This is a genomic window from Streptomyces candidus, from assembly GCF_014207445.1.
GTDB classification, from domain to species: domain Bacteria; phylum Actinomycetota; class Actinomycetes; order Streptomycetales; family Streptomycetaceae; genus Streptomyces; species Streptomyces candidus.
Map to the genome: position 1 here is coordinate 511,293 of NZ_JACHEM010000002.1, position 18,134 is coordinate 529,426.

The 18,134-nt window shown below is 72.9% G+C and carries 16 protein-coding genes and 1 pseudogene; 9 read left to right on the top strand and 8 right to left on the bottom strand.

What is annotated here, in order from left to right; genetic code table 11:
• Positions 1-28: 28 nt before the first annotated feature.
• Positions 29-526, bottom strand: a complete 498-nt coding sequence (locus HNQ79_RS05265; protein ID WP_185027359.1) for an SRPBCC family protein — start codon at positions 524-526, stop codon at positions 29-31.
• A 98-nt stretch (positions 527-624) separates the two neighbouring features.
• Positions 625-2,040 carry a phytoene desaturase family protein gene (locus HNQ79_RS05270; RefSeq protein WP_221507335.1) on the bottom strand — a complete coding sequence of 472 codons (1,416 nt, stop codon included), beginning with the start codon at positions 2,038-2,040 and terminating at the stop codon, positions 625-627.
• A 114-nt stretch (positions 2,041-2,154) separates the two neighbouring features.
• On the opposite strand from HNQ79_RS05270, the gene HNQ79_RS05275 reads away from it, so the two are divergent.
• Positions 2,155-2,937: a nucleotidyltransferase domain-containing protein gene (locus HNQ79_RS05275; RefSeq protein WP_185027694.1), complete on the top strand. Its 783-nt coding sequence runs from the start codon at positions 2,155-2,157 to the stop codon at positions 2,935-2,937.
• Positions 2,938-2,947: 10 nt separating this feature from the next.
• Here the strand turns inward: HNQ79_RS05275 and HNQ79_RS05280 are convergent, their stop codons facing one another.
• Positions 2,948-3,766 (bottom strand): inositol monophosphatase family protein, encoded by an 819-nt coding sequence (locus HNQ79_RS05280; protein ID WP_185027363.1) that lies wholly within the window; start codon positions 3,764-3,766, stop codon positions 2,948-2,950.
• A gap of 147 nt (positions 3,767-3,913) precedes the next feature.
• Between HNQ79_RS05280 and lplAB the strand changes: the two genes are divergently transcribed.
• The 3 genes from lplAB (at position 3,914) to HNQ79_RS05295 (ending at position 7,276) form a co-directional block, all read left to right on the top strand.
• Entirely contained in the window at positions 3,914-4,990 is a 1,077-nt protein-coding gene (gene lplAB / locus HNQ79_RS05285; RefSeq protein WP_185027365.1) for a lipoate-protein ligase LplAB, read from the top strand.
• 298 nt (positions 4,991-5,288) lie between these two features.
• Positions 5,289-6,758, top strand: a complete 1,470-nt coding sequence (locus tag HNQ79_RS05290) for a DNA-3-methyladenine glycosylase 2 (protein WP_185027696.1) — start codon at positions 5,289-5,291, stop codon at positions 6,756-6,758.
• A gap of 14 nt (positions 6,759-6,772) precedes the next feature.
• Positions 6,773-7,276, top strand: a complete 504-nt coding sequence (locus HNQ79_RS05295; protein WP_185027367.1) for a methylated-DNA--[protein]-cysteine S-methyltransferase — start codon at positions 6,773-6,775, stop codon at positions 7,274-7,276.
• Between the two features lie 9 nt (positions 7,277-7,285).
• Here HNQ79_RS05295 and HNQ79_RS05300 read toward each other — a convergent pair.
• Together HNQ79_RS05300 and HNQ79_RS05305 are read right to left on the bottom strand one after the other, a co-directional pair.
• A pseudogene (locus tag HNQ79_RS05300) lies at positions 7,286-7,519 on the bottom strand (hypothetical protein); the annotation flags it as partial.
• A 105-nt stretch (positions 7,520-7,624) separates the two neighbouring features.
• Complete coding sequence (locus HNQ79_RS05305) at positions 7,625-8,608, bottom strand: ArsR family transcriptional regulator (RefSeq protein WP_185027369.1); 984 nt, start codon at positions 8,606-8,608, stop codon at positions 7,625-7,627.
• A 105-nt stretch (positions 8,609-8,713) separates the two neighbouring features.
• Between HNQ79_RS05305 and HNQ79_RS05310 the strand changes: the two genes are divergently transcribed.
• The gene (locus HNQ79_RS05310) at positions 8,714-9,919 is read left to right on the top strand and encodes an MFS transporter (protein ID WP_185027371.1); all 1,206 of its coding nucleotides are present in this window, start codon (positions 8,714-8,716) and stop codon (positions 9,917-9,919) included.
• A gap of 114 nt (positions 9,920-10,033) precedes the next feature.
• Here the strand turns inward: HNQ79_RS05310 and HNQ79_RS05315 are convergent, their stop codons facing one another.
• Both HNQ79_RS05315 and HNQ79_RS05320 read right to left on the bottom strand, forming a co-directional pair.
• Positions 10,034-10,531 carry an NUDIX domain-containing protein gene (locus HNQ79_RS05315; protein ID WP_185027372.1) on the bottom strand — a complete coding sequence of 166 codons (498 nt, stop codon included), beginning with the start codon at positions 10,529-10,531 and terminating at the stop codon, positions 10,034-10,036.
• Positions 10,532-10,770: 239 nt separating this feature from the next.
• A complete protein-coding gene (locus HNQ79_RS05320; RefSeq protein WP_185027374.1) occupies positions 10,771-12,468 on the bottom strand; it encodes a BCCT family transporter in 1,698 nt (565 codons plus the stop codon).
• A gap of 151 nt (positions 12,469-12,619) precedes the next feature.
• Between HNQ79_RS05320 and HNQ79_RS05325 the strand changes: the two genes are divergently transcribed.
• The gene (locus tag HNQ79_RS05325) at positions 12,620-13,807 is read left to right on the top strand and encodes a glycerate kinase (RefSeq protein ID WP_229923195.1); all 1,188 of its coding nucleotides are present in this window, start codon (positions 12,620-12,622) and stop codon (positions 13,805-13,807) included.
• Positions 13,808-14,048: 241 nt separating this feature from the next.
• On the opposite strand, the gene HNQ79_RS05330 is transcribed toward HNQ79_RS05325, so the two are convergent.
• On the bottom strand, positions 14,049-15,266 hold the full coding sequence (locus tag HNQ79_RS05330; RefSeq protein ID WP_185027378.1) for a PucR family transcriptional regulator: 1,218 nt from the start codon (positions 15,264-15,266) through the stop codon (positions 14,049-14,051).
• A 228-nt stretch (positions 15,267-15,494) separates the two neighbouring features.
• Here HNQ79_RS05330 and HNQ79_RS05335 point away from each other — a divergent pair, with 228 nt between their 5' ends.
• The 3 genes from HNQ79_RS05335 to HNQ79_RS05345 are packed head-to-tail and all read left to right on the top strand — an operon-like array spanning position 15,495 to position 18,078.
• Positions 15,495-16,325 (top strand): ABC transporter ATP-binding protein, encoded by an 831-nt coding sequence (locus tag HNQ79_RS05335; RefSeq protein WP_229923194.1) that lies wholly within the window; start codon positions 15,495-15,497, stop codon positions 16,323-16,325.
• Positions 16,322-17,191: an ABC transporter ATP-binding protein gene (locus tag HNQ79_RS05340; protein WP_229923193.1), complete on the top strand. Its 870-nt coding sequence runs from the start codon at positions 16,322-16,324 to the stop codon at positions 17,189-17,191. The genes HNQ79_RS05335 and HNQ79_RS05340 overlap by 4 nt, the downstream gene beginning before the upstream one ends.
• Positions 17,188-18,078 carry a branched-chain amino acid ABC transporter permease gene (locus tag HNQ79_RS05345; RefSeq protein ID WP_185027380.1) on the top strand — a complete coding sequence of 297 codons (891 nt, stop codon included), beginning with the start codon at positions 17,188-17,190 and terminating at the stop codon, positions 18,076-18,078. Before HNQ79_RS05340 ends, HNQ79_RS05345 begins: the two co-directional genes overlap by 4 nt.
• Positions 18,079-18,134 lie beyond the last annotated feature (56 nt).

The window sequence follows — 18,134 nt, forward strand, 5'->3', positions numbered from 1 at the left end:
GGCCGGGCGCACCGCAGGACGCGGGAGGCTACTGCGGGTCGGGGAGGGGGTCGCCCGTCTCCAGGTAGGTCTTGAGGCTGGAGAGCAGGGCGGGCCAGCCGTCGCGGATCATCGACAGGACGGTGCTGCCCTCGTCGAAGCCGTCGTGGACGGTGACCAGACGGGTCAGCGTCGGCCCGGCCGGTTCGATGTCGAACGTCACCTTCGAGCGGGACTCCGCCGCCAGCTCGGCGTGGAGCTCTGGCGGCATGCCCGTGGCCTCGGCGAACTCGGTGGTGAAGGTGTGCCAGGTGTAGGAGAGTTTGCGGCCCGGTTCGGCGGCGAGAACCACCTGCTCCGGGTCGCTCTCGCCCAGCCCCATCCCCTGCCAGACCATCGGGGACCCGGCCCGCCAGTCCGACACGAACGTCATGCCCCAGTAGCGGGCCGTGGACGCCGGGTCGGTCAGCGCCTCCCAGATCCGGTCGGGGGTGGCCCTGAGGTAGGTGACGTAGTCGAAGGCGGTGGCGCGGTCCAGGTCGTCCATGTGCACATTGTGGGGCGGGGCCGGGGGATCGGCACGGCGAAACGGGTCCGGGCGTCCCGCGGGGGAAATGGGGCCGTGCGCCCTGTGAGGGAGGGGGCTCAGCCGTCCGTGGCGCGCAGCCTGCGCCAGACCGCCTTCGCCGCGTTGTGCCCCGACATCCCGTGCACCCCGGGGCCCGGCGGAGTGGCCGACGAGCACAGGAAGACCGCGGGGTGCGAGGTGCCGTACGGGAAGAGCGACAGCTTCGGGCGGAAGAGGACCTGGAGGCCGGTGAACGCGCCGCAGGCGATGTCGCCGCCCACGTAGTTGGCGTTGCGGGCGACGAGCTCGCGCGGGCCCGCCGTGGCGCGGGCGAGGACGCGGTCGCGGAAACCGGGCGCGAACCGTTCGAGCTGTCGTTCGATGGCGTCCGTGAGGTCGCCCTCCCAGTGGTGCGGGACGTGCCCGTACGCCCAGAAGACATGCTTGCCCTCGGGTGCCCGGGACGGGTCGGCCAGGCTCGGCTGGGCGGTGATCAGGAACGGCGCCTCGGGGGCCCTGCCCTGCCGCGACGCCCGGCGCAGGGCCGTGTCGATCTCGCCCTTCGTCGCGCCGACCTGCACCGTTCCCGCCCGGCGGGCCTCCTCGGCGGTCCACGGCACCGGTCCGTCCAACGCATAGTCGATCTTGAAGACGCTCGCGCCGTACCGGTAGTTCTCGTACACGTTGCCGAGGTCCGCGATCCGGGCGAGGGCGGTCGGCGAGGTGTCGAAGACGTAGGCGCGGGCCGGCGGCAGATCGTCGAGGCGCCGCACCTCGAAACCGGTGTGGACGACTCCGCCCAGGTCACGCAGGTACGCGGTGAGCGCGTCGGGGATCGCCTGGGAGCCGCCGCGCGGCGCCGGCCAGCCGTTCGCGTGCGCGGCGAGCGCGAACATCAGGCCGATCGCGCCCGTGGCGAGTCCGTTCAGCGGCGCGATCACGTGCGCGACGAGGCCCGCGATCATCGCCTTGGCCTTCTCGTCGCGGAACCGCCGCATCAGCCACGTCGACGGCGGCAGCCCGGCCAGCCCGAACCGGCCCAACGTCACCGGGTGGCGCGGCAGGGCGGTCAGCGGCAACGACATGAAGTCCTGGGAAAGAGTGTCCCACCTGCCGAGATACGGGGCGACGAGCCGCCGGTACGCACCGGCGTCCCGTACCCCGAGGGAGGCGGCGGTCTCCGCCACGGAACGGGACAGCACCGCCGCGGTGCCGTCGTCCCAGGGGTGCGCCATCGGCAGCTCGGGGTGCAGCCACTCCAGCCCGTACCGCTCCAGCGGCAGGTTCCGGAACGCAGGGGAGCCGATGCCCAGCGGGTGCACCGCCGCACACGGGTCGTGCCTGAAGCCCGGCAGCGTCAGCTCCTCGGTGCGGGCGCCGCCGCCCACGGTGTCCTTCGCCTCGAAGACCTCCACGGAGAAACCGCGACGGGCCAGCTCGACGGCGGCAGTCAGGCCGTTGGGCCCCGCCCCCACGACCACTGCATCCAGCATCGGCGACACCTCGGGCTCCTCACACGCTTTCCAGTCGGAGGGCCAGGGTATTCCTGTGCGCCGAGAGGGCGGGCGGCGGTAGGGTCGCGCATCGTGCATCCCGTGATCCGCACCATGGCCGAACGTCTGTCGACCGTCGCCGGCGTACGCGCCGTCGTCCTCGGCGGCAGCCGCGCACGCGGCACGCACCGTCCCGACTCGGACTGGGACCTGGGCCTGTACTACCGAGACGCGGACGCACTCGACGTCCACGCTCTCGCCTCCCTGGCCGCGGAGTTCACCGGCCGAGCGGTGGACATCGCCGCCCCCGGCGGCTGGGGGCCCTGGGTGAACGGCGGCGCGTGGCTCTCCGTCGACGGAACGGCGGTCGACTGGATCCTGCGCGATCTCGACCGGGTGGAACGGGTCTGGGCGGACTGCCGGGCGGGCCGCTTCGAGGTCGGTACGCAGGCCGGGCACCCGCTCGGCTTCTGGTCGCCGGCGTACGCGGGCGAGGTCGCCCACTGTCGCGTACTGGCCGACCCGGCGGGCGAGTTGACCGCCCTGCGGGCCCGGACCCGGCACTACCCGGACGCGCTGCGCGAAGCGCTGGCAGAGGCCGCGTGGGAGGCGGAGTTCTCGGTCGCGGCCGCCCGCAAGTCGGTGGGCGCCGGTGACGCCCTCCATGTGTCGTTGTGCCTGTCGAAGGCCTTCGGCGTCCTCGCGCAGGCCATGCTGGCGCACGAGCGGACCTGGTGCCTCAACGAGAAGGGCGCCCTGGCGGCAGCCGCCCGACTCGCCTGTGCCCCGCCCGACTTCGCGCAGCGGGTGGCACGGGCGCTGCACGGGCTCGACGAGGAGGCTGTACGGGCGGCGGAGTCACTGGTGCGAGAGGTGCGGGGGAGTCTGACGCGGTAGCCCCGGCCGCTCAGTCCTCCTCCGCCAGCAGCCCCCGCACCCGATTCGCCGTCGCCTCGTCCCGGGCCGCAGTGAACGGCAGCGTGTTGCCGCCCGCGATCCGGTAGCGCTCGCCCGTACGGGTACGGTCCGTGCCGCCGGCCTCCTCCACCAGGAGCAGGCCCGCCGCGTGGTCCCACGCCAGCTCCCAGGAGAAGGCGACCGCTTCCAGCTCGCCCCGGGCCACGGCCAGGTACTCCAGGCCCGCCGACCCGCACGGCCGGGGCAGCACGCCCTCCGTCTCCAGCGCCCGCAACGCCTTCTTCTGGTCCTCGGTCGTGTAGTCCGGGTGCGACGTGGCCACGCGCAGCGCACTGCCGGGTGCGGGGGAGCCCGACCTGAGGGGCACGCCGTTCAGAGTGGCGCCCCGTCCCCGTACCGCCACCGCCATCTCGTCCAGCGCGGGCGCGTACGTCCACGAGGCCTGCACCTCGCCGTCGACGGCCAGCGCCACCAGGGTGCAGAACCCCGGTTCCCCGTGCACGAACTGACGGGTCCCGTCCACCGGATCGACGATCCACACGGGAGCAGCGCCGCGTATCGCCGCGTAGGCCGTCGGGTCCGCGTGCACGGCCTCCTCCCCGACCACCACCGAGCCCGGCAGCAGCCGGGTGAGCGAAGCCGTCAGATGCTCCTCCGCACCCCGGTCCGCGACCGTCACCAGGTCGTACGGGCCGTTCTTCTCCACCACCTCGTGTGCCGCGAGCTGCTGGTACCGGGGCATGACCTCGTCGGCGACCGCGCGGCGGACGGCTCCTTCGACGGCGGCGACAAGCGTGTTCTCGATCATGCGTCCCAGCAAAGCACGCCGCACTGACAGCAGGCCCCGGAGGGCCGCCGTGCGCAAGCCGTCCGGAAGAGGAGGAATGTCCCGACCCGGGATAGCGTTGTCGCTGGTCACGACCACCCCTGCGGGTGCTGATGGAGGCGGAACACAGTGCACGGTGAATACAAGGTCCCCGGCGGCAAGCTCGTCGTCGTGGACCTCGACACGGCGGACGGTGACGGTGCGGTGGGCGGCGTCCTGCGCAACGTGCGGGTGGCCGGGGACTTCTTTCTGGAGCCGGACGAGGCGATCGTCGCCATCAACCGGGCCCTGGAGGGTGCTCCCGCCGACACCGACGCCGCCGGACTGGCCGCGCGGATCGAGACGGCACTGCCCGAGGGGACGGTGATGTTCGGGCTGACGGCGGAGGGAATCGCCGTCGCCGTGCGGCGGGCGCTGGCGCACGCCACCGACTGGACGGACTACGACTGGCAGCTCGTCCACGAGGGACCTCAGCCCCCGGCCCTGCACATGGCGCTCGACGAGGTCCTCACCGCCGAGGTGGCGGCCGGCCGTCGCCCGCCGACGCTGCGGGTGTGGGAATGGGGCGCCCCGGCCGTCGTCATCGGCAGCTTCCAGTCGCTGCGCAACGAGGTCGACCCGGCGGGCGCGCAACGGCACGGGATCCAGGTCGTACGGCGGATCAGCGGCGGCGGCGCGATGTTCATCGAGCCGGGGAACACGATCACCTACTCGCTGTCCGTGCCGACCGCGTTGGTGCAGGGGCTGTCGTTCGCCGACAGCTACGCCTACCTCGACGACTGGGTGCTGGGCGCGCTCGCCGACATGGGCGTCAATGCCTGGTACCAGCCGCTCAACGACATCGCGACCGACGCGGGCAAGATCGCCGGGGCCGCGCAGAAGCGGATGGTGAGTGACGCCGGCGGGGCGGTGCTGCACCACGTGACGATGGCGTACGACATCGACGCCGACAAGATGACGGACGTGCTGCGGATCGGCAAGGAGAAGCTGTCCGACAAGGGGACGAAGAGCGCGAAGAAGCGAGTCGATCCGCTGCGGCGGCAGACCGGGCTGGCGCGGGAAGCCGTCATCGAGCGGATGATCGGGTCCTTCCGGGGGCGGTACGGGCTGGAGAAGGGTTCCGTGACGGAGGCGGAGATGGCGCGGGCGGAGGAACTGGTGCAGGAGAAGTTCGGAACGGGGGAGTGGACGGGGCGCGTGCCGTAGCCCCGGCGGCGGGCGGGGGAATGTGGCCGGAGGCCTCGCGGGTGGCGAAGGGGCGCACATGGCGGAGGTCCCTCGGCGGCGGGGCGGGGCGGCCGAGGCGCACAGAACGGCCGGGGCGGCCCCCGCAGAGCGGCGCATCCCCCACCGCTGCCCGCCGGGCTGCTCGCCTTCCGCTGCCGCTCTTCCGGCAGCCGTTGGTCTGCGCAGGCTGTTGTCGGATTTCCGCCAGCGGACAGAGCGGTGGGTGGCGGATGCTGGGGTCATGTCACCCCCTCCGGCCGGCCAGGCCACGCGTGCCATGCACCACGACACCGAACGCTGCGTCCGCGCCGTGCAGTCCAAGGACGCGCGGTTCGACGGCTGGGTCTTCACGGCGGTGACGACCACCCGGATCTACTGCCGGCCGAGCTGCCCCGTCGTACCTCCCAAGCCGCAGAACATGACCTTCTACCCGAGCGCCGCAGCCTGTCAGCAGGCCGGGTTCCGGGCGTGCAAGCGCTGCCGGCCCGACACCAGTCCCGGGTCCCCCGAGTGGAACGCCCGTGCCGACTCGGTCGCGCGGGCCATGCGGCTCATCCGTGAGGGGGTCGTCGACCGCGAGGGGGTCCAAGGCCTCGCGGCGCGGCTCGGGTACTCGGCCCGGCAGATCGAGCGGCAGCTGCGTGCCGAGCTGGGCGCCGGGCCGCTCGCACTGGCCCGCGCCCAGCGGGCGCAGACGGCCAGACTGCTGATCGAGACGACCGCACTGCCGATGGCGGCCATCACCTTCGCCGCCGGGTTCTCCTCGGTACGCACGTTCAACGAGACGGTACGGGAGGTCTTCGGGCTGCCGCCGGGCGAGCTGCGGACACGGGTAAGGAAGAGGGACGGGGCACAGACGCCGGGAGTGATCGCTCTGCGGCTGCCGTTCCGTGCCCCGCTCAACCCGGACAACCTGTTCGGTCACCTCGCCGCGACCGCCGTCCCCGGGGTGGAGGAGTGGCGCGACGGCGCGTACCGGCGCACCCTGCAACTCCCCTACGGACACGGCATCGTGGCCTTGACGCCGCGCCCCGACCACATCGCCTGCCGGCTGGCGCTCACGGATCTGCGGGACCTGACCCACGCCATCAGCCGCTGCCGCTGGCTGCTCGACCTGGACGCCGACCCGGTCGCCGTCGACGAGCGGCTGCGAGCCGATCCGCTGCTCGCCCCTCTGGTGGCACAGGCGCCCGGGCGGCGGGTTCCGCGCACCACCGACCCCGCCGAGTTCGCCGTACGGGCCGTGCTCGGCCAGCAGGTTTCGACGGCTGCCGCCCGTACCCACGCCGGCCGGCTCGTCACCGCCCACGGCGCCGTCGTCGACGACCCGGAAGGCGGGCTCACCCACCTCTTCCCGACCCCCGACGCGCTCGCCGGCCTCGACCCCGAGGCGCTCGCGCTGCCCCGCAGCCGCCGCACCACGCTCACCACGTTGGTCTCCCATCTCGCTGACGGGACAATACGGTTGGGTGTCGACTGCGACTGGGACCGGGCCCGCGCCCAGCTCCTCGCACTCCCCGGCTTCGGGCCGTGGACCACCGAGGTCATCGCGATGCGCGCCCTCGGCGACCCGGACGCCTTCCTCCCCTCGGACCTCGGAATCCGGCGCGCGGCACAAGGGTTGGGGCTGCCGCACACCCCGGCGGCACTCACCGCGCGTGCCGCCGCCTGGCGGCCCTGGCGGGCGTACGCCGTCCAGTACCTGTGGGCGACCGATGCCCACCCCATCAACCACCTACCGCAGTAGGGGAGTCGTACCTCATGTCCTCCATCACGCAGCACACCGTCGTCGACAGCCCGTACGGGCCGCTCACCCTGGTCGCCACCGACGGCGTCCTCTCCGGCCTCTACATGGCCGACCAGCGCCACCGTCCCGCCGAGGAGAGCTTCGGCGTACCGGACCCGGAGCCGTTCCCCGAGGTGATCGAGCAGCTCGACGCCTACTTCGCCGGGGAGCTGCGGGAGTTCACCGTCCCCGTGCGCCTGCACGGCACACCGTTCCAGCGCGGCGTGTGGGAGCAGCTCCAGCGCATTCCCTACGGGGAGACCCGCTCGTACGGCCAACTCGCCGACCGGCTCGGCAAGTCGGGGGCCTCGCGAGCCGTAGGCCTCGCCAACGGCAAGAATCCCGTCGGCATCATCGTCCCCTGCCATCGGGTCATCGGCTCCACCGGCAGCCTCACCGGCTACGGCGGCGGCCTCGACCGCAAGCAGCGACTGCTCGCCTTCGAGAGCGGCGTCCCCGCCGTAGCCGCCCTCTTCTAGCGCGGCCCACTAGCGCCGTCCGGCACGGCGGCCCGAAACGGCCGCCCCGGCAGCGCCCGGCACGCCCCGCGTGCTGCTCCGGCTCTGGCCCAGACCCGCGAGCAGCGCGGGCAGCGCCGTCCCGATCGGCTCCCGCACCACCTCGTCGGCGAGGGCGTCGTACGGCGTCGGCTCCCCGTTCACGATGATCAGCCGCGCTCCGTGCTCCGCCGCCAGGCCCGCCAGAGACACGGCGGGCTGCACCGCCGGCGCTGCGCAGCGGCCCGTACACGACATGCACGTCCGCCGCGAGGTTCGTCGCCAGCACCGCGCACAAACGGATCCTGGTGCGCGGCTGATGAGCAATCATCAAGGCCCGGTCTCCAGCGAGTTCACCAGCACGTCGCCCGAGTCCGTCCGGTAGTACAGGACCGAGCGGCCGGCCCTCCTGCGGCGTACCAGACGGGCGTCCAGCAGCACCTTCAGGTGGCGGCCCACCGAGCCCAGTGCCAGACCCGTCAGCGCCACCAACTGGGTCGTGCTCTTCGGGGAGCCGAGGAGGACGAGGATGCCCGCCCGCGCCGGGCCCAGGAGTGCCGCCAGCGCCCCGGGCGCGGAGGTGCGGCCGCGGTCCGCATCGGCCAGGGCGCCCGCGCACGGGTACACCACGGCGAACCGGCGCCGTCCCTCCCACGACACCCAACTCGTGGCGAAACTCACCGGGACGAACAGCAACTGCGCCCGGGCGACTTCGCGCGGCGGGTGGTCCTGGGTGTTGATCTGCAACCGGTCGCCGCCCAGCCAGCGCATCCCCGGCCGCATGCCCCCCAGCGCCGCCACCCAGCCTGCCCGGCTCAACTGCGCCGTGCGCGCCACGATGTCCGCCTCCAGCACCCGGCGGCGGCGCGGCCATTCGGGGAGAACGGTCTCCTGCCACACCCAGTCGAGGAGGGCGGCGGCCCGTTCCGCCAGATCGGTGCGGAGGAGTTCGGCGGGCGGTGGCCCGCCGAGCGCGACGGCGAGATCGTCGAGGACGGACTCCGCGGGGGCGGCGCGCACCCGCTCCAGCTCCCGGGCGAAATCCTGCTTGCCGTCGCCGACCGGGGCCGGGGTGATGAAGTCCGCGTTCCAGGTCGGGCGGAACGCGCAGTGCAGGAGAAGGGGAAGCAACGGGTCCTCGGCGACCCTGCGACGGAAGGCGGGCAGGTGCGTGTCGAGCCAGGACCGATCGCCGGGGTGTGCGGCCGGTGCGTGCAACTGCAGCAGCTTGAGGCTCGAAATGGCCTCCGACAGCGGGGAGACGACGAACCGACCGCCCGCCAGGGTGTCCGTGTCGACCTGCCACCAGCCCATCTCCTCGGCGCCCCCGTCGCGTCGTCCGGCGTGCTGCCGTCGGGTTGTTTCGCCCCCGCGCGAAACACTAACCCCGCCCTCGGCCGCACGCCGAGACTCCCGGACATGCGCACCTACCGAGAGTTGTTCCTGCAGCCGGAGTTCACCCCGCTGTTCCTGACCGCCTCCGCCAAAGCGGCGGCGCAGACCGTCACCGGCCTCGCACTCGGCGTCCTCATCTACACGTCCACCGGGTCGCCGCTGCTGTCCTCGCTCGCCATGTTCGGGCCCTCCCTCGCCCAGCTGGTCGGCGCGACCACTCTGCTGTCCGCCGCCGACCGCGTACCGCCGCGTGCCGCCCTCGCCGGACTCGGGCTGATCTTCGGCATGGCCACCGCGGTACAGGCGATCCCGGGGCTGCCGGTAGGGGCGGCCTTCTCCGTACTGCTGGTGATCGGCGTCTTGGCGTCGCTCAACGGTGGTGTGACGTACGGTCTGTTGAACGAGATTCTGCCGATGAAGGGTTTCCTGATCGGCCGCTCGGTGATGAACATGGCCAACGGTGCCATGCAGATCTGCGGGTTCGCCGTCGGCGGTGTCCTGGTCGCGGCTCTCTCGCCCCGGGGCGCGCTCCTGGTCGGCGCCGTCCTCCATCTCGCGTCGGCCGGCTTCGCCCGCTTCGGGCTCGGTCGGCGGGCCGCGCGTGCCACCGGCCGGGCGTCGGTGGCGGCGACCTGGCGCACGAACGCCCTGCTCTGGTCGTCGAAGCCACGCCGGTACGTCTACCTCATGCTGTGCGTGCCCAACGGACTGATCGTGGGCTGCGAGTCGCTGTACGTCCCGTACGCACCGGAGCGCGCGGGGTTGCTCTTCGCCTTCGCAGCGGCCGGGATGCTGATCGGGGACACGGTGGTCGGCCGGTTCGTCCCGCGACGGTGGCGGGACGGGGGCGGCCCGCCGCTCCGGTTGCTGCTGGCCGTGCCGTACCTGCTGTTCTTCCTGAAGCCGGGCCTGCCGGTCGCCCTGGGCGTGGTACTGGTCGCCTCCGGCGGCTTCGCGGCGACTCTGCTGCTCCAGGAGCGGCTCATGGCGCTCACCCCGGACGAGCTGAGCGGGCACGCACTGGGGTTGCACACCTCGGGAATGCTGGCGATGCAGGGAGTGGGCGCCGCGCTGGCCGGCGGGCTGGCGGAGGTGACGTCGCCGGGGGCGGCCATGGGGATGACGGCGGCAGCCTCGGTTCTCGTCACGCTGGGGTTGGAGAGGGGGGTACGGGGAGACAGGCCGAAGGCGGCGGTGCCGGGGGCTTGCGAGGGCCGCGGCGTGGGCTGAGAACACGGTGGTGGGGTGCCCTCCACAAGCCGCCCGTCCGCCGCGCCCCGCGGCACCGCCACCCCGGCCCGGCGCCGCGTCCCGGCGCTCCCCGGCTCCTGGCGCCGCGTCCCGCTACGCGACCCGCCGCCCGTCCACCAGTTCCACCGCTCCCGTACCGTCCGCCTGGGCTGCCAGGGCGGCCAGGATCCGGTCGCCCAGCGCGTTGAGCGCGTAGTCCTTCACCTCGTCCACCGGCACCAGCCGCCACGACACCAGCTCGTCCTCCTGAAGCCGGATCGCGGCCAGTCGCTCCGCTTCGAGCACCCCTCCGTCGTACAGGTACGCGGCGATCGGCGGGCGGCCCTCGCCGCGCGCCCAGTCGGCGACGAGCAACGGGCCCAACTCGACGTCGAGACCGATCTCTTCGAGCGTTTCCCGGCGCGCGGCCTCGCGCGGCGTCTCTCCCGTGTCGGACTCCACCGTGCCGCCGGGCAGCGCCCAGCCCTCGCGGTAGTTCGGCTCGACGAGCAGCACCCGGCCCTCCGTGTCGCGGAAGAGGGCGGCCGCCCCGGCGAGGACGCGGGGGAGCGAGGAGATGTACGTGGCGTAGTCCTGAGGTTCCTGGGTCACCCGGCCAGCGTAGGGGCGCGCGGTGGGCGCCCGCACGCGGTCGCGGTGGGGAAGCGGCACGGGAACGTACGTCCTGGTGGACCACGTGCCGCGGGGGCATCGAAGCGGGAGCCGCACGGGACCGTGACCGAAGCGCAAGCCGTGCGGCCGTCGCCGGCCGGGGAGCCGGCGTACGACGGCGAACACGCCGGAGGGGCGCGGCCGTGGCAGGCCGCGCCCCTCCGGACAACCCACGGGTCTCACTCGTCCGTACGGGACTTCGCCGCACGCCGCAGCCGGGGATGCCGCCGGTCCGGGCCCTGCTCGGTGATCGCGTCGCCGACCATCGCCCGTACCGCGTCCCGCAGTCCGTGCAGCGCGTGATGGCGGGTCGGACCCGCACCCGGGTCCTCGCGCAGTTCCTTGATCAGCGCCCAGCACAGGCCGAGCATGACCAGGACGAACGGCAGCGCCACCAGGATCGTCGCCGTCTGGAGGGAGTTGAGGCCGCCCGCGACCAGCAGACCGGCCGCCACCGACGCCATCAGCACGCCCCACAGCACCACCAGCCAGGTGGACGGGTGCAGCGCGCCCCGGCTGGTGAGCGAACCCATCACCAGGGACGCCGAGTCCGCGCTCGTCACGAAGTACGTCATGACCAGCAGCATCGCGATGATCGAGGTGATGGTGCCGATCGGCAGCGCTTCCAGCATCGCGAACAGCGAGGCCTCCGCGCCGTCCTTGACCGTGCTCGCCAGGTCGGCGGCCTTCGTCTGGTCGAGCCGGATGGCCGAGCCGCCCATCACGCAGAACCACACGACCGTAGCGCCGCTGGGCACCAGCAGCACGCCGATCAGGAACTCGCGGATCGTACGGCCCCGGGAGATGCGGGCGATGAACGTGCCCACGAACGGGGCCCAGGACAGCCACCACGCCCAGTAGAAGATCGTCCAGGCGCCCAGCCAGTCCGCGTCGCCGAACGCGCCCGTGCGGGTCGCCATCGGCAGGAGCTGGTCGAGGTAGCCACCGACGGCAGCCGGGATCGCGTCCAGGATGTACACGGTCGGACCGAGGAGGAAGACGAACACCATCAGGCAGGCGGCCAGCACGATGTTGATCGTGCTCAGCCACTTCACCCCCTTGTGCAGCCCCGAGAAGGCGGACAGCACGAAGGCCGCCGACAGCGCGCCGATGATGATCAGCTCAAGGCCCTTGCTGTCCTCCACCCCGGTGACGATGTGGAGACCCTGGGCCACCTGGAGGGCGCCCAGGCCCAGGCTGGTCGCCGTGCCGAAGACGGTCGCGAAGACGGCGAGCAGGTCGATCACCTTGCCCTGCCAGCCCTCCGCCCGGCGGTCGCCGAGGAGCGGCACGAACGCCGCGCTGAGCCTGTTGCCGCGGCCCTTGCGGAAGGTCGCGTACGCGAGAGCGAGTCCGGCCATGCCGTAGATGGCCCACGGGGTGAGCGTCCAGTGGAAGAAGGAGTACTGGAGCGCGGCCTGCGCGGCGTCCCCCGTCCTGGAGGCGGCGTCGGTGCCCGGCGGAGGGGTGACGTAGTGCTGGAGCGGCTCGCCCACGCCGTAGAACATCAGGCCGATGCCCATGCCCGCGCTGAACATCATCGCGATCCAGGCCAGATTGGTGAACTCCGGCTCCGAGTCGTCCTTGCCGAGCCTGATCCGGCCGAACCGGCTCAGCGCGATGAACAGGCACATCAGCAGGAACACATCGGCGGCGATGACGAACAGCCACGCGAAGTTCTCGAGGACCCAGGCGAGCGCGTGCGACGAGGAACTCGCGAAGGAGTCCTTGCCGAGGAAGGCCCACGCCACGACGGCCGCCACGGCGAGTACACCGATGAGGATGACGGTGCGGTCGGGCCTGCCGTCCTGCAGCGGGCCCTCGCCGGGGGCGTCCGGCAGCGGTGGACCGGGGGATTCCGTTGTTTCGGTACTCATGCCGCACACCTTATGTCTCCCCATGTCGTGATATTGAAGGGTGGCGCGCCGTCAGAGGGCTTGCGGTGCGGTGCCTGGGCCCATGGGCAGGGGGCGGTGCCTGCGGTTATGGTCGTGGCGGCGCGACTGCCTGTTCGAAAGCAAGGGATGCATGGTGGCGGACGGAGCAGTACACAACAGCGGTACGCAGCACGGCGGGGTGGCCCACGTGCTCGTCGCCGCCGACAAGTTCAAGGGCTCACTCACGGCCGTACAGGTCGCGGAGCGGGTGACGGCCGGGCTGCGCAGAGCGGTACCCGGCCTGAGTGTGGAGGCACTGCCCGTCGCCGACGGCGGCGACGGCACGGTCGCGGCAGCGGTGGCCGCCGGATTCGAGCGCCGGGAGGTTCGGGTCAGCGGCCCCCGCGGCGAAGGCCTGACAGCCGCGTACGCCTTCCGCGAGTCGGACGGCACCGCGGTGGTGGAGATGGCGGAGGCGTCCGGCCTCCAGCACCTCCCGCCGGGCGTGTTCGCCCCGCTCACCGCGACCACGTACGGATCGGGCGAACTGCTGCGGGCCGCGCTCGACGCGGGTGCGAAGACGATCGTCTTCGGCGTCGGCGGCAGCGCGACCACGGACGGCGGGGCCGGGATGCTGGCCGCACTGGGCGCCCGCTTCCTCGACGCGGAGGGTGCGCAGGTGGGCCCCGGCGGCGGAGCCCTCGCCTCCCTCGCGTCCGTGGACCTGTCGGGTCTCGACGCGCGTTTCGGCACCGAGGGCGGCGTGGACCTCGTCCTCGCAAGCGACGTCGACAACCCGCTGACCGGCCCCAAGGGCGCGGCGGCGGTCTATGGCCCGCAGAAGGGCGCCGACGAGACGGACGTCGAGACGCTGGACGCCGCTCTGGCGCACTACGCGTCCGTGCTCGGCCCGGCGGCCGGCGGACCGGACGTCGCCGACTCGCCTGGCGCGGGGGCCGCGGGCGGCATCGGGTACGGGGCACTCACCGCGCTCGGGGCGCGTTTCCGTCCCGGCATCGAGGTCATGCTCGACGTGCTCGGCTTCACCCCGGCACTGGAGCGCGCCACCCTGGTCATCACCGGCGAGGGCTCGCTCGACGCCCAGACACTGCACGGAAAGGCCCCGGCGGGGGTCGCCGCGGCGGCCCGCGCACGAGGCATCGAAGTCATCGCGGTGTGCGGACGCCTGGCCCTGCCGCCGCAGGAACTGGGCCGCGCGGGCATCCGCCGGGCCTACGCGCTGAGCGCACTGGAGCCGGACGCGGCGAAGAGCATGGCGGAGGCGGGGCCGCTGCTGGAGAGGGTGGCGGAGCAGATCGGCAGGGACTTCCTGCGGTAGGCGGGGCTCGCGGGCACAGGGGCGTGCGAGGTGGGGAGGGAGGCTCGCCGGGACGGTGCGCGGCAGCAACCGGAGGCGGGTCGCGACGTGGGGCCGGGGGCGCGCCTTCGGTGGGGGCCGCCCCCTTGCCCGCCCGTTCCGGCCCCGGAGGGCGGCCCGCCGCACAAGAGGGCTGCCGGGGGCAGGGGGCCCACGTCAGGCGGCCCCGCCGTCCACGGGCGCTGCGGGCGGGGGACGCGCGCTAGCCCGTCGAGAGGCGGAACGCGTCCAGGGCCAGGGTCATCTCCGTGAGGTCCCGTGGCCGCGACAGCGACCGCGACGTCAGCTGCTCCAGGCGCCGCAACCGGTTGAACACCGTGTTGCGGTGGCAGTACAGCCGGGTCGCCGCCCGCCCCGCCGATCCCTGCGCCCCCAGCCATGCGTCCAGCGTCTCCAGCAGTACGGCCCGGTCCCCCGGATCCAGTTCCAGCAGCGGCCCGAAGACCTCCGCCACCAGTCGCGCCGCCAACTCCGGCTGGCTGACCACCAGCGCGGTGGGCAGCCGTTCGTCCAGCCGCACGATGCGCCGTACGTGCGGCAGGTCCGGCGACGCGCACGACCATGTCCGCAGCGCCGTCTCCGCCAGCCGACGGGCCAGCCCCAGTTCGCCCAGCCCGGACACCACCGGGCTCATCCCGCCGGTCCCCGCGCACCGCCGTTCCAGTTCCGCCGCCAGCTCGGCGAGTCCGGTCTCCGGCTCCAGTGCGACCACCGCCACCTCGTAGTCGGTCCGCATCCGCCAGAAGAAGCGCATCCCGGCGGCCGCCGTCACCCGGTGGAACTGCTCGCGGCCGTCCCGCCGTTCCGCCCGCAGCGCCACCACCGCGTACCGTCCCTGTTCGGGCAGGTCGAGTCCGGCCGCCGCCCGCGCGACCAGCCCCGCCGAGTCCTGTCCCTCCAGCAGGGCGTCCAGCAGTGCCTGTACGCGTTCGTCGGTGCGCCGGTGCATGTCCTCCTCCGTGTTCCGGTACGCCTGCGCGACGGTCGCCGCCTGCCGGTCCACCGCCGCCCACATCTGGGCCGCCGTGTGGACGAGGACGGGCAGCGACTCGGGGTCCTTGGCGGTGACGATGTCCAGGAGTTCGTCCCAGACGAGGTAACCCGCCTTGCGGTACGCGTGCAGCAGCAGGTCCAGCGGAAGGCCCTGCTCCGCCCGGCGCCGGCCGAGTTTCTCGGCGTACTCCAGGTCGCGCCGGGGCGCCGACCGGGGGGCCGGGATGGCCTCGATGCCGTACCGCAGTGCCTCGTTGATCTGCTGCCAGTGTTCGTCTGCCGGTACGGCGATGTCGTATTGCGGCGAGTGGGCGCGGAGTTCGGCGATGAGCAGGTCCGTGAGGTGCCCGACCCGTTCGACCAGGACCTCGGACGCGCTCTCCAGCACGGACCACTCGCGATCCGTGCGCGTTCTGCGGGCATCCATGACCGGTGAGGATGCCACTGGTGGGGCCTTCTGGACAGACCCTTTGTGCCCGAGCACAACGGCTGCCCAGGAGTGCTGGTCATCGGCAGCGATTACGGCATACCCGCTGGACGGTTACACGTGTCAACTGTTGGTGTGTGCCCCCACAGGGGTCCAGACGGCAGTCCCGGCGGAAGTCCGGACTGAGAGCCGCAGAGATCTGCAGACGTGGAAGGAGGTCCCACCCGCGTGTCAGAAACATCAGCCTCACCGCCCTCGGCCGCCGCACTCGAAGTGCGCGGTCTCTCCGTCGGGTACGGCCCGGTGCGCGCCCTGCGCGAGGTCTCGCTCGACGTCCCGGCCGGCGCGGTGGTCGCCGTACTGGGCGGCAACGGCGCAGGCAAGTCCACTCTGCTCCGAGCGATTTCCCGCACCCTCGGCTACCACCGGGGCGCGGTCACCGCCGGCACGGTCAGTTACGGCGGACGCGACCTGCACGGCGCCGGGGCCGCTCGCGCAGTGGCCGCCGGAATCGTCCAGGTGCCGGAAGGGCGGCAGGTGTTCGCCCGTATGACGGTCGCGGACAACCTCCGCGCGGGCGCCCTGGGCGCCACCGGCGGACGCACCGCCACCCGGGCCGCCCTCGCCCATGTGCACGAACTCTTCCCCGTACTCGCCGACCGCGCCCGCCAGCACGCCGGCCTTCTCTCCGGCGGCGAGCAGCAGATGCTCGCGCTGGGAAGGGCGCTGATGTCCGGTCCGAAACTCCTCATGCTGGACGAACCCTCCCTCGGCCTGGCCCCCCTGATGGCCGCCCGCATCGCCGAGACCATCCAGCAGATCAACGCCACCGGCACCTCGGTCCTGCTGGTCGAGCAGAACGCGGCCCTCGCCCTGCGGCTCGCCTCCACGGCGTACGTACTGGACGTCGGCGAGGTCGCCCTGCACGGCCCGGCCGCCGAACTGGCCGCCTCCGACGAGGTGCGCCGCCGCTACCTGGGCGTCGTCGACGAGACGGCCGCCGAGGACGCGGACCGGGCACGGACGGCGGCCCCGACGCTGAGCAGGTGGACCGCATGACCGACGCACCCTCCTCGCCCACCCGCTCCGGAGCAACGGACACGGCCTCGGCCACCCGCACCCCCGGAACGGCCGCCCCCGCTACGGCCGACAGCGCCGACGCAACCCTCCAGGTCACCGACGTGACGGTCCGGTTCGCCGGACTCACCGCTCTCGACCAGGTCTCCTTCACCGTCGAGCCGGGCAGCGTGCACGCGGTCATCGGCCCCAACGGCGCGGGGAAGTCCACCTGCTTCAACGTCCTCTCCGGGGTCTACCGGGCCACCTCCGGCAGCGTCCGCTTCGGCGGCACGGAACTGACCGGTCTCGCCCCGCACCGCATCGCGGCGCTCGGCGTGGCCCGCATCTTCCAGAACCTCGCGCTCCCGCCGCGGGCCACCGTCGCCGACAGCCTGATGCTCGGACGCCACCGGCTGACCCGCGCGGGCTTCCTCGCGACCGGCCTGCGACTGCCCTCCGCGTCCCGCGAGGCACACAGGCACCTCGAACGCGTCCGCGAGATAGCCGACTTCGTCGGTCTCGCCGACGACCTCGACCGGCCGGCCGGAGAGCTTCCGTACGGCAAACAGAAACTCGTCGAACTCGCCCGCGCCCTGTGCATGGAACCCAAGCTCCTCCTCCTGGACGAGCCGGTCGCCGGCATGACCGCGGACGAACGGCGCGACACCGCCGCCGTCGTCGCGGGGGTACGGGACAGCCTCGGCATCTCGATCGTCCTGGTGGAACACGACATGGGGGTGGTGATGCGGCTCGCGGACGCGGTGACCGTACTCGACTTCGGAAAGCGCATCGCCGGCGGCACACCCGCCGAGGTGCAGGACGATCCCGCAGTCGTCCAGGCGTACCTGGGAGCGCCCACGCCATGACGACACTCATCGAACTCCTCCTCGGCGGCCTGTCCATGGGCGCCGTCTACGCACTGATCGCACTCGGCTTCGTCGTGATCTTCAAGGCGACCGAAGTCGTCAACTTCGCCCACGCCTCGCTGCTTCTGGCGGGCGGCTACGTCACCGCGGTCCTCCACGACGACCTGGGGTTCTGGTTCGCGCTCGCCGTCGGCATCGCGGGCGCGGCGGTCGTCGGCGCGGCGGTGGAATTCTTCGTGATGCGCCGGTACCGGGGCAGCGACCACAGCGTCCTGGCCATCGTCACGATCGGTGTCGACATCCTCCTGGTCACCGAACTGACCCGGCGCATCGGCACCCGGGTGCTCTCGCCCGGCGACCCGTGGGGCGACAAGGTCGTCACCTTCGGCGCCGTCTCCATGGCCCAGACCCGGATCGCCGCACTCCTCGCCGCGGCCCTCCTGATCACCGCGTTCCTGCTCGCCTTCCGCTACACCTCGTGGGGCGTGGCCATGCGTGCCGCCGCCGAGAACCCGCAGACGGCAGCGCTGATGGGGGTGCGTCTGGGCCGGGTCTCGCTGTCCGCCTGGGCGGTGGCCGGCGCACTCGCCGCGGTCGCCGCGCTCTTCCTGACGGTCTTCCCCACCCCGGGCCTGGAACGCGCGACCTCGCTCGCCGCGCTGAAGGCCTTCCCGGCGGCCATCCTCGGCGGCCTCGACTCCACCACCGGCGCCCTCGCGGGCGGCCTCATCGTCGGCGTCATCGAGTCCCTCGCCACCGGCTACCAGAGCGACCTGTCCTTCCTCGGCAGGGGTATCGGCGACCTTGCGCCGTACCTGGTGATGGTCGTGGTGCTGCTGATCCGTCCCGCGGGTCTCTTCGGCACGAAGGAGCCTGCCCGTGTCTGACACCGACCAGCGCACCCCGCCCGTCGCCCCGCCCGCCGAGGAGGCGAAGTCCGGGC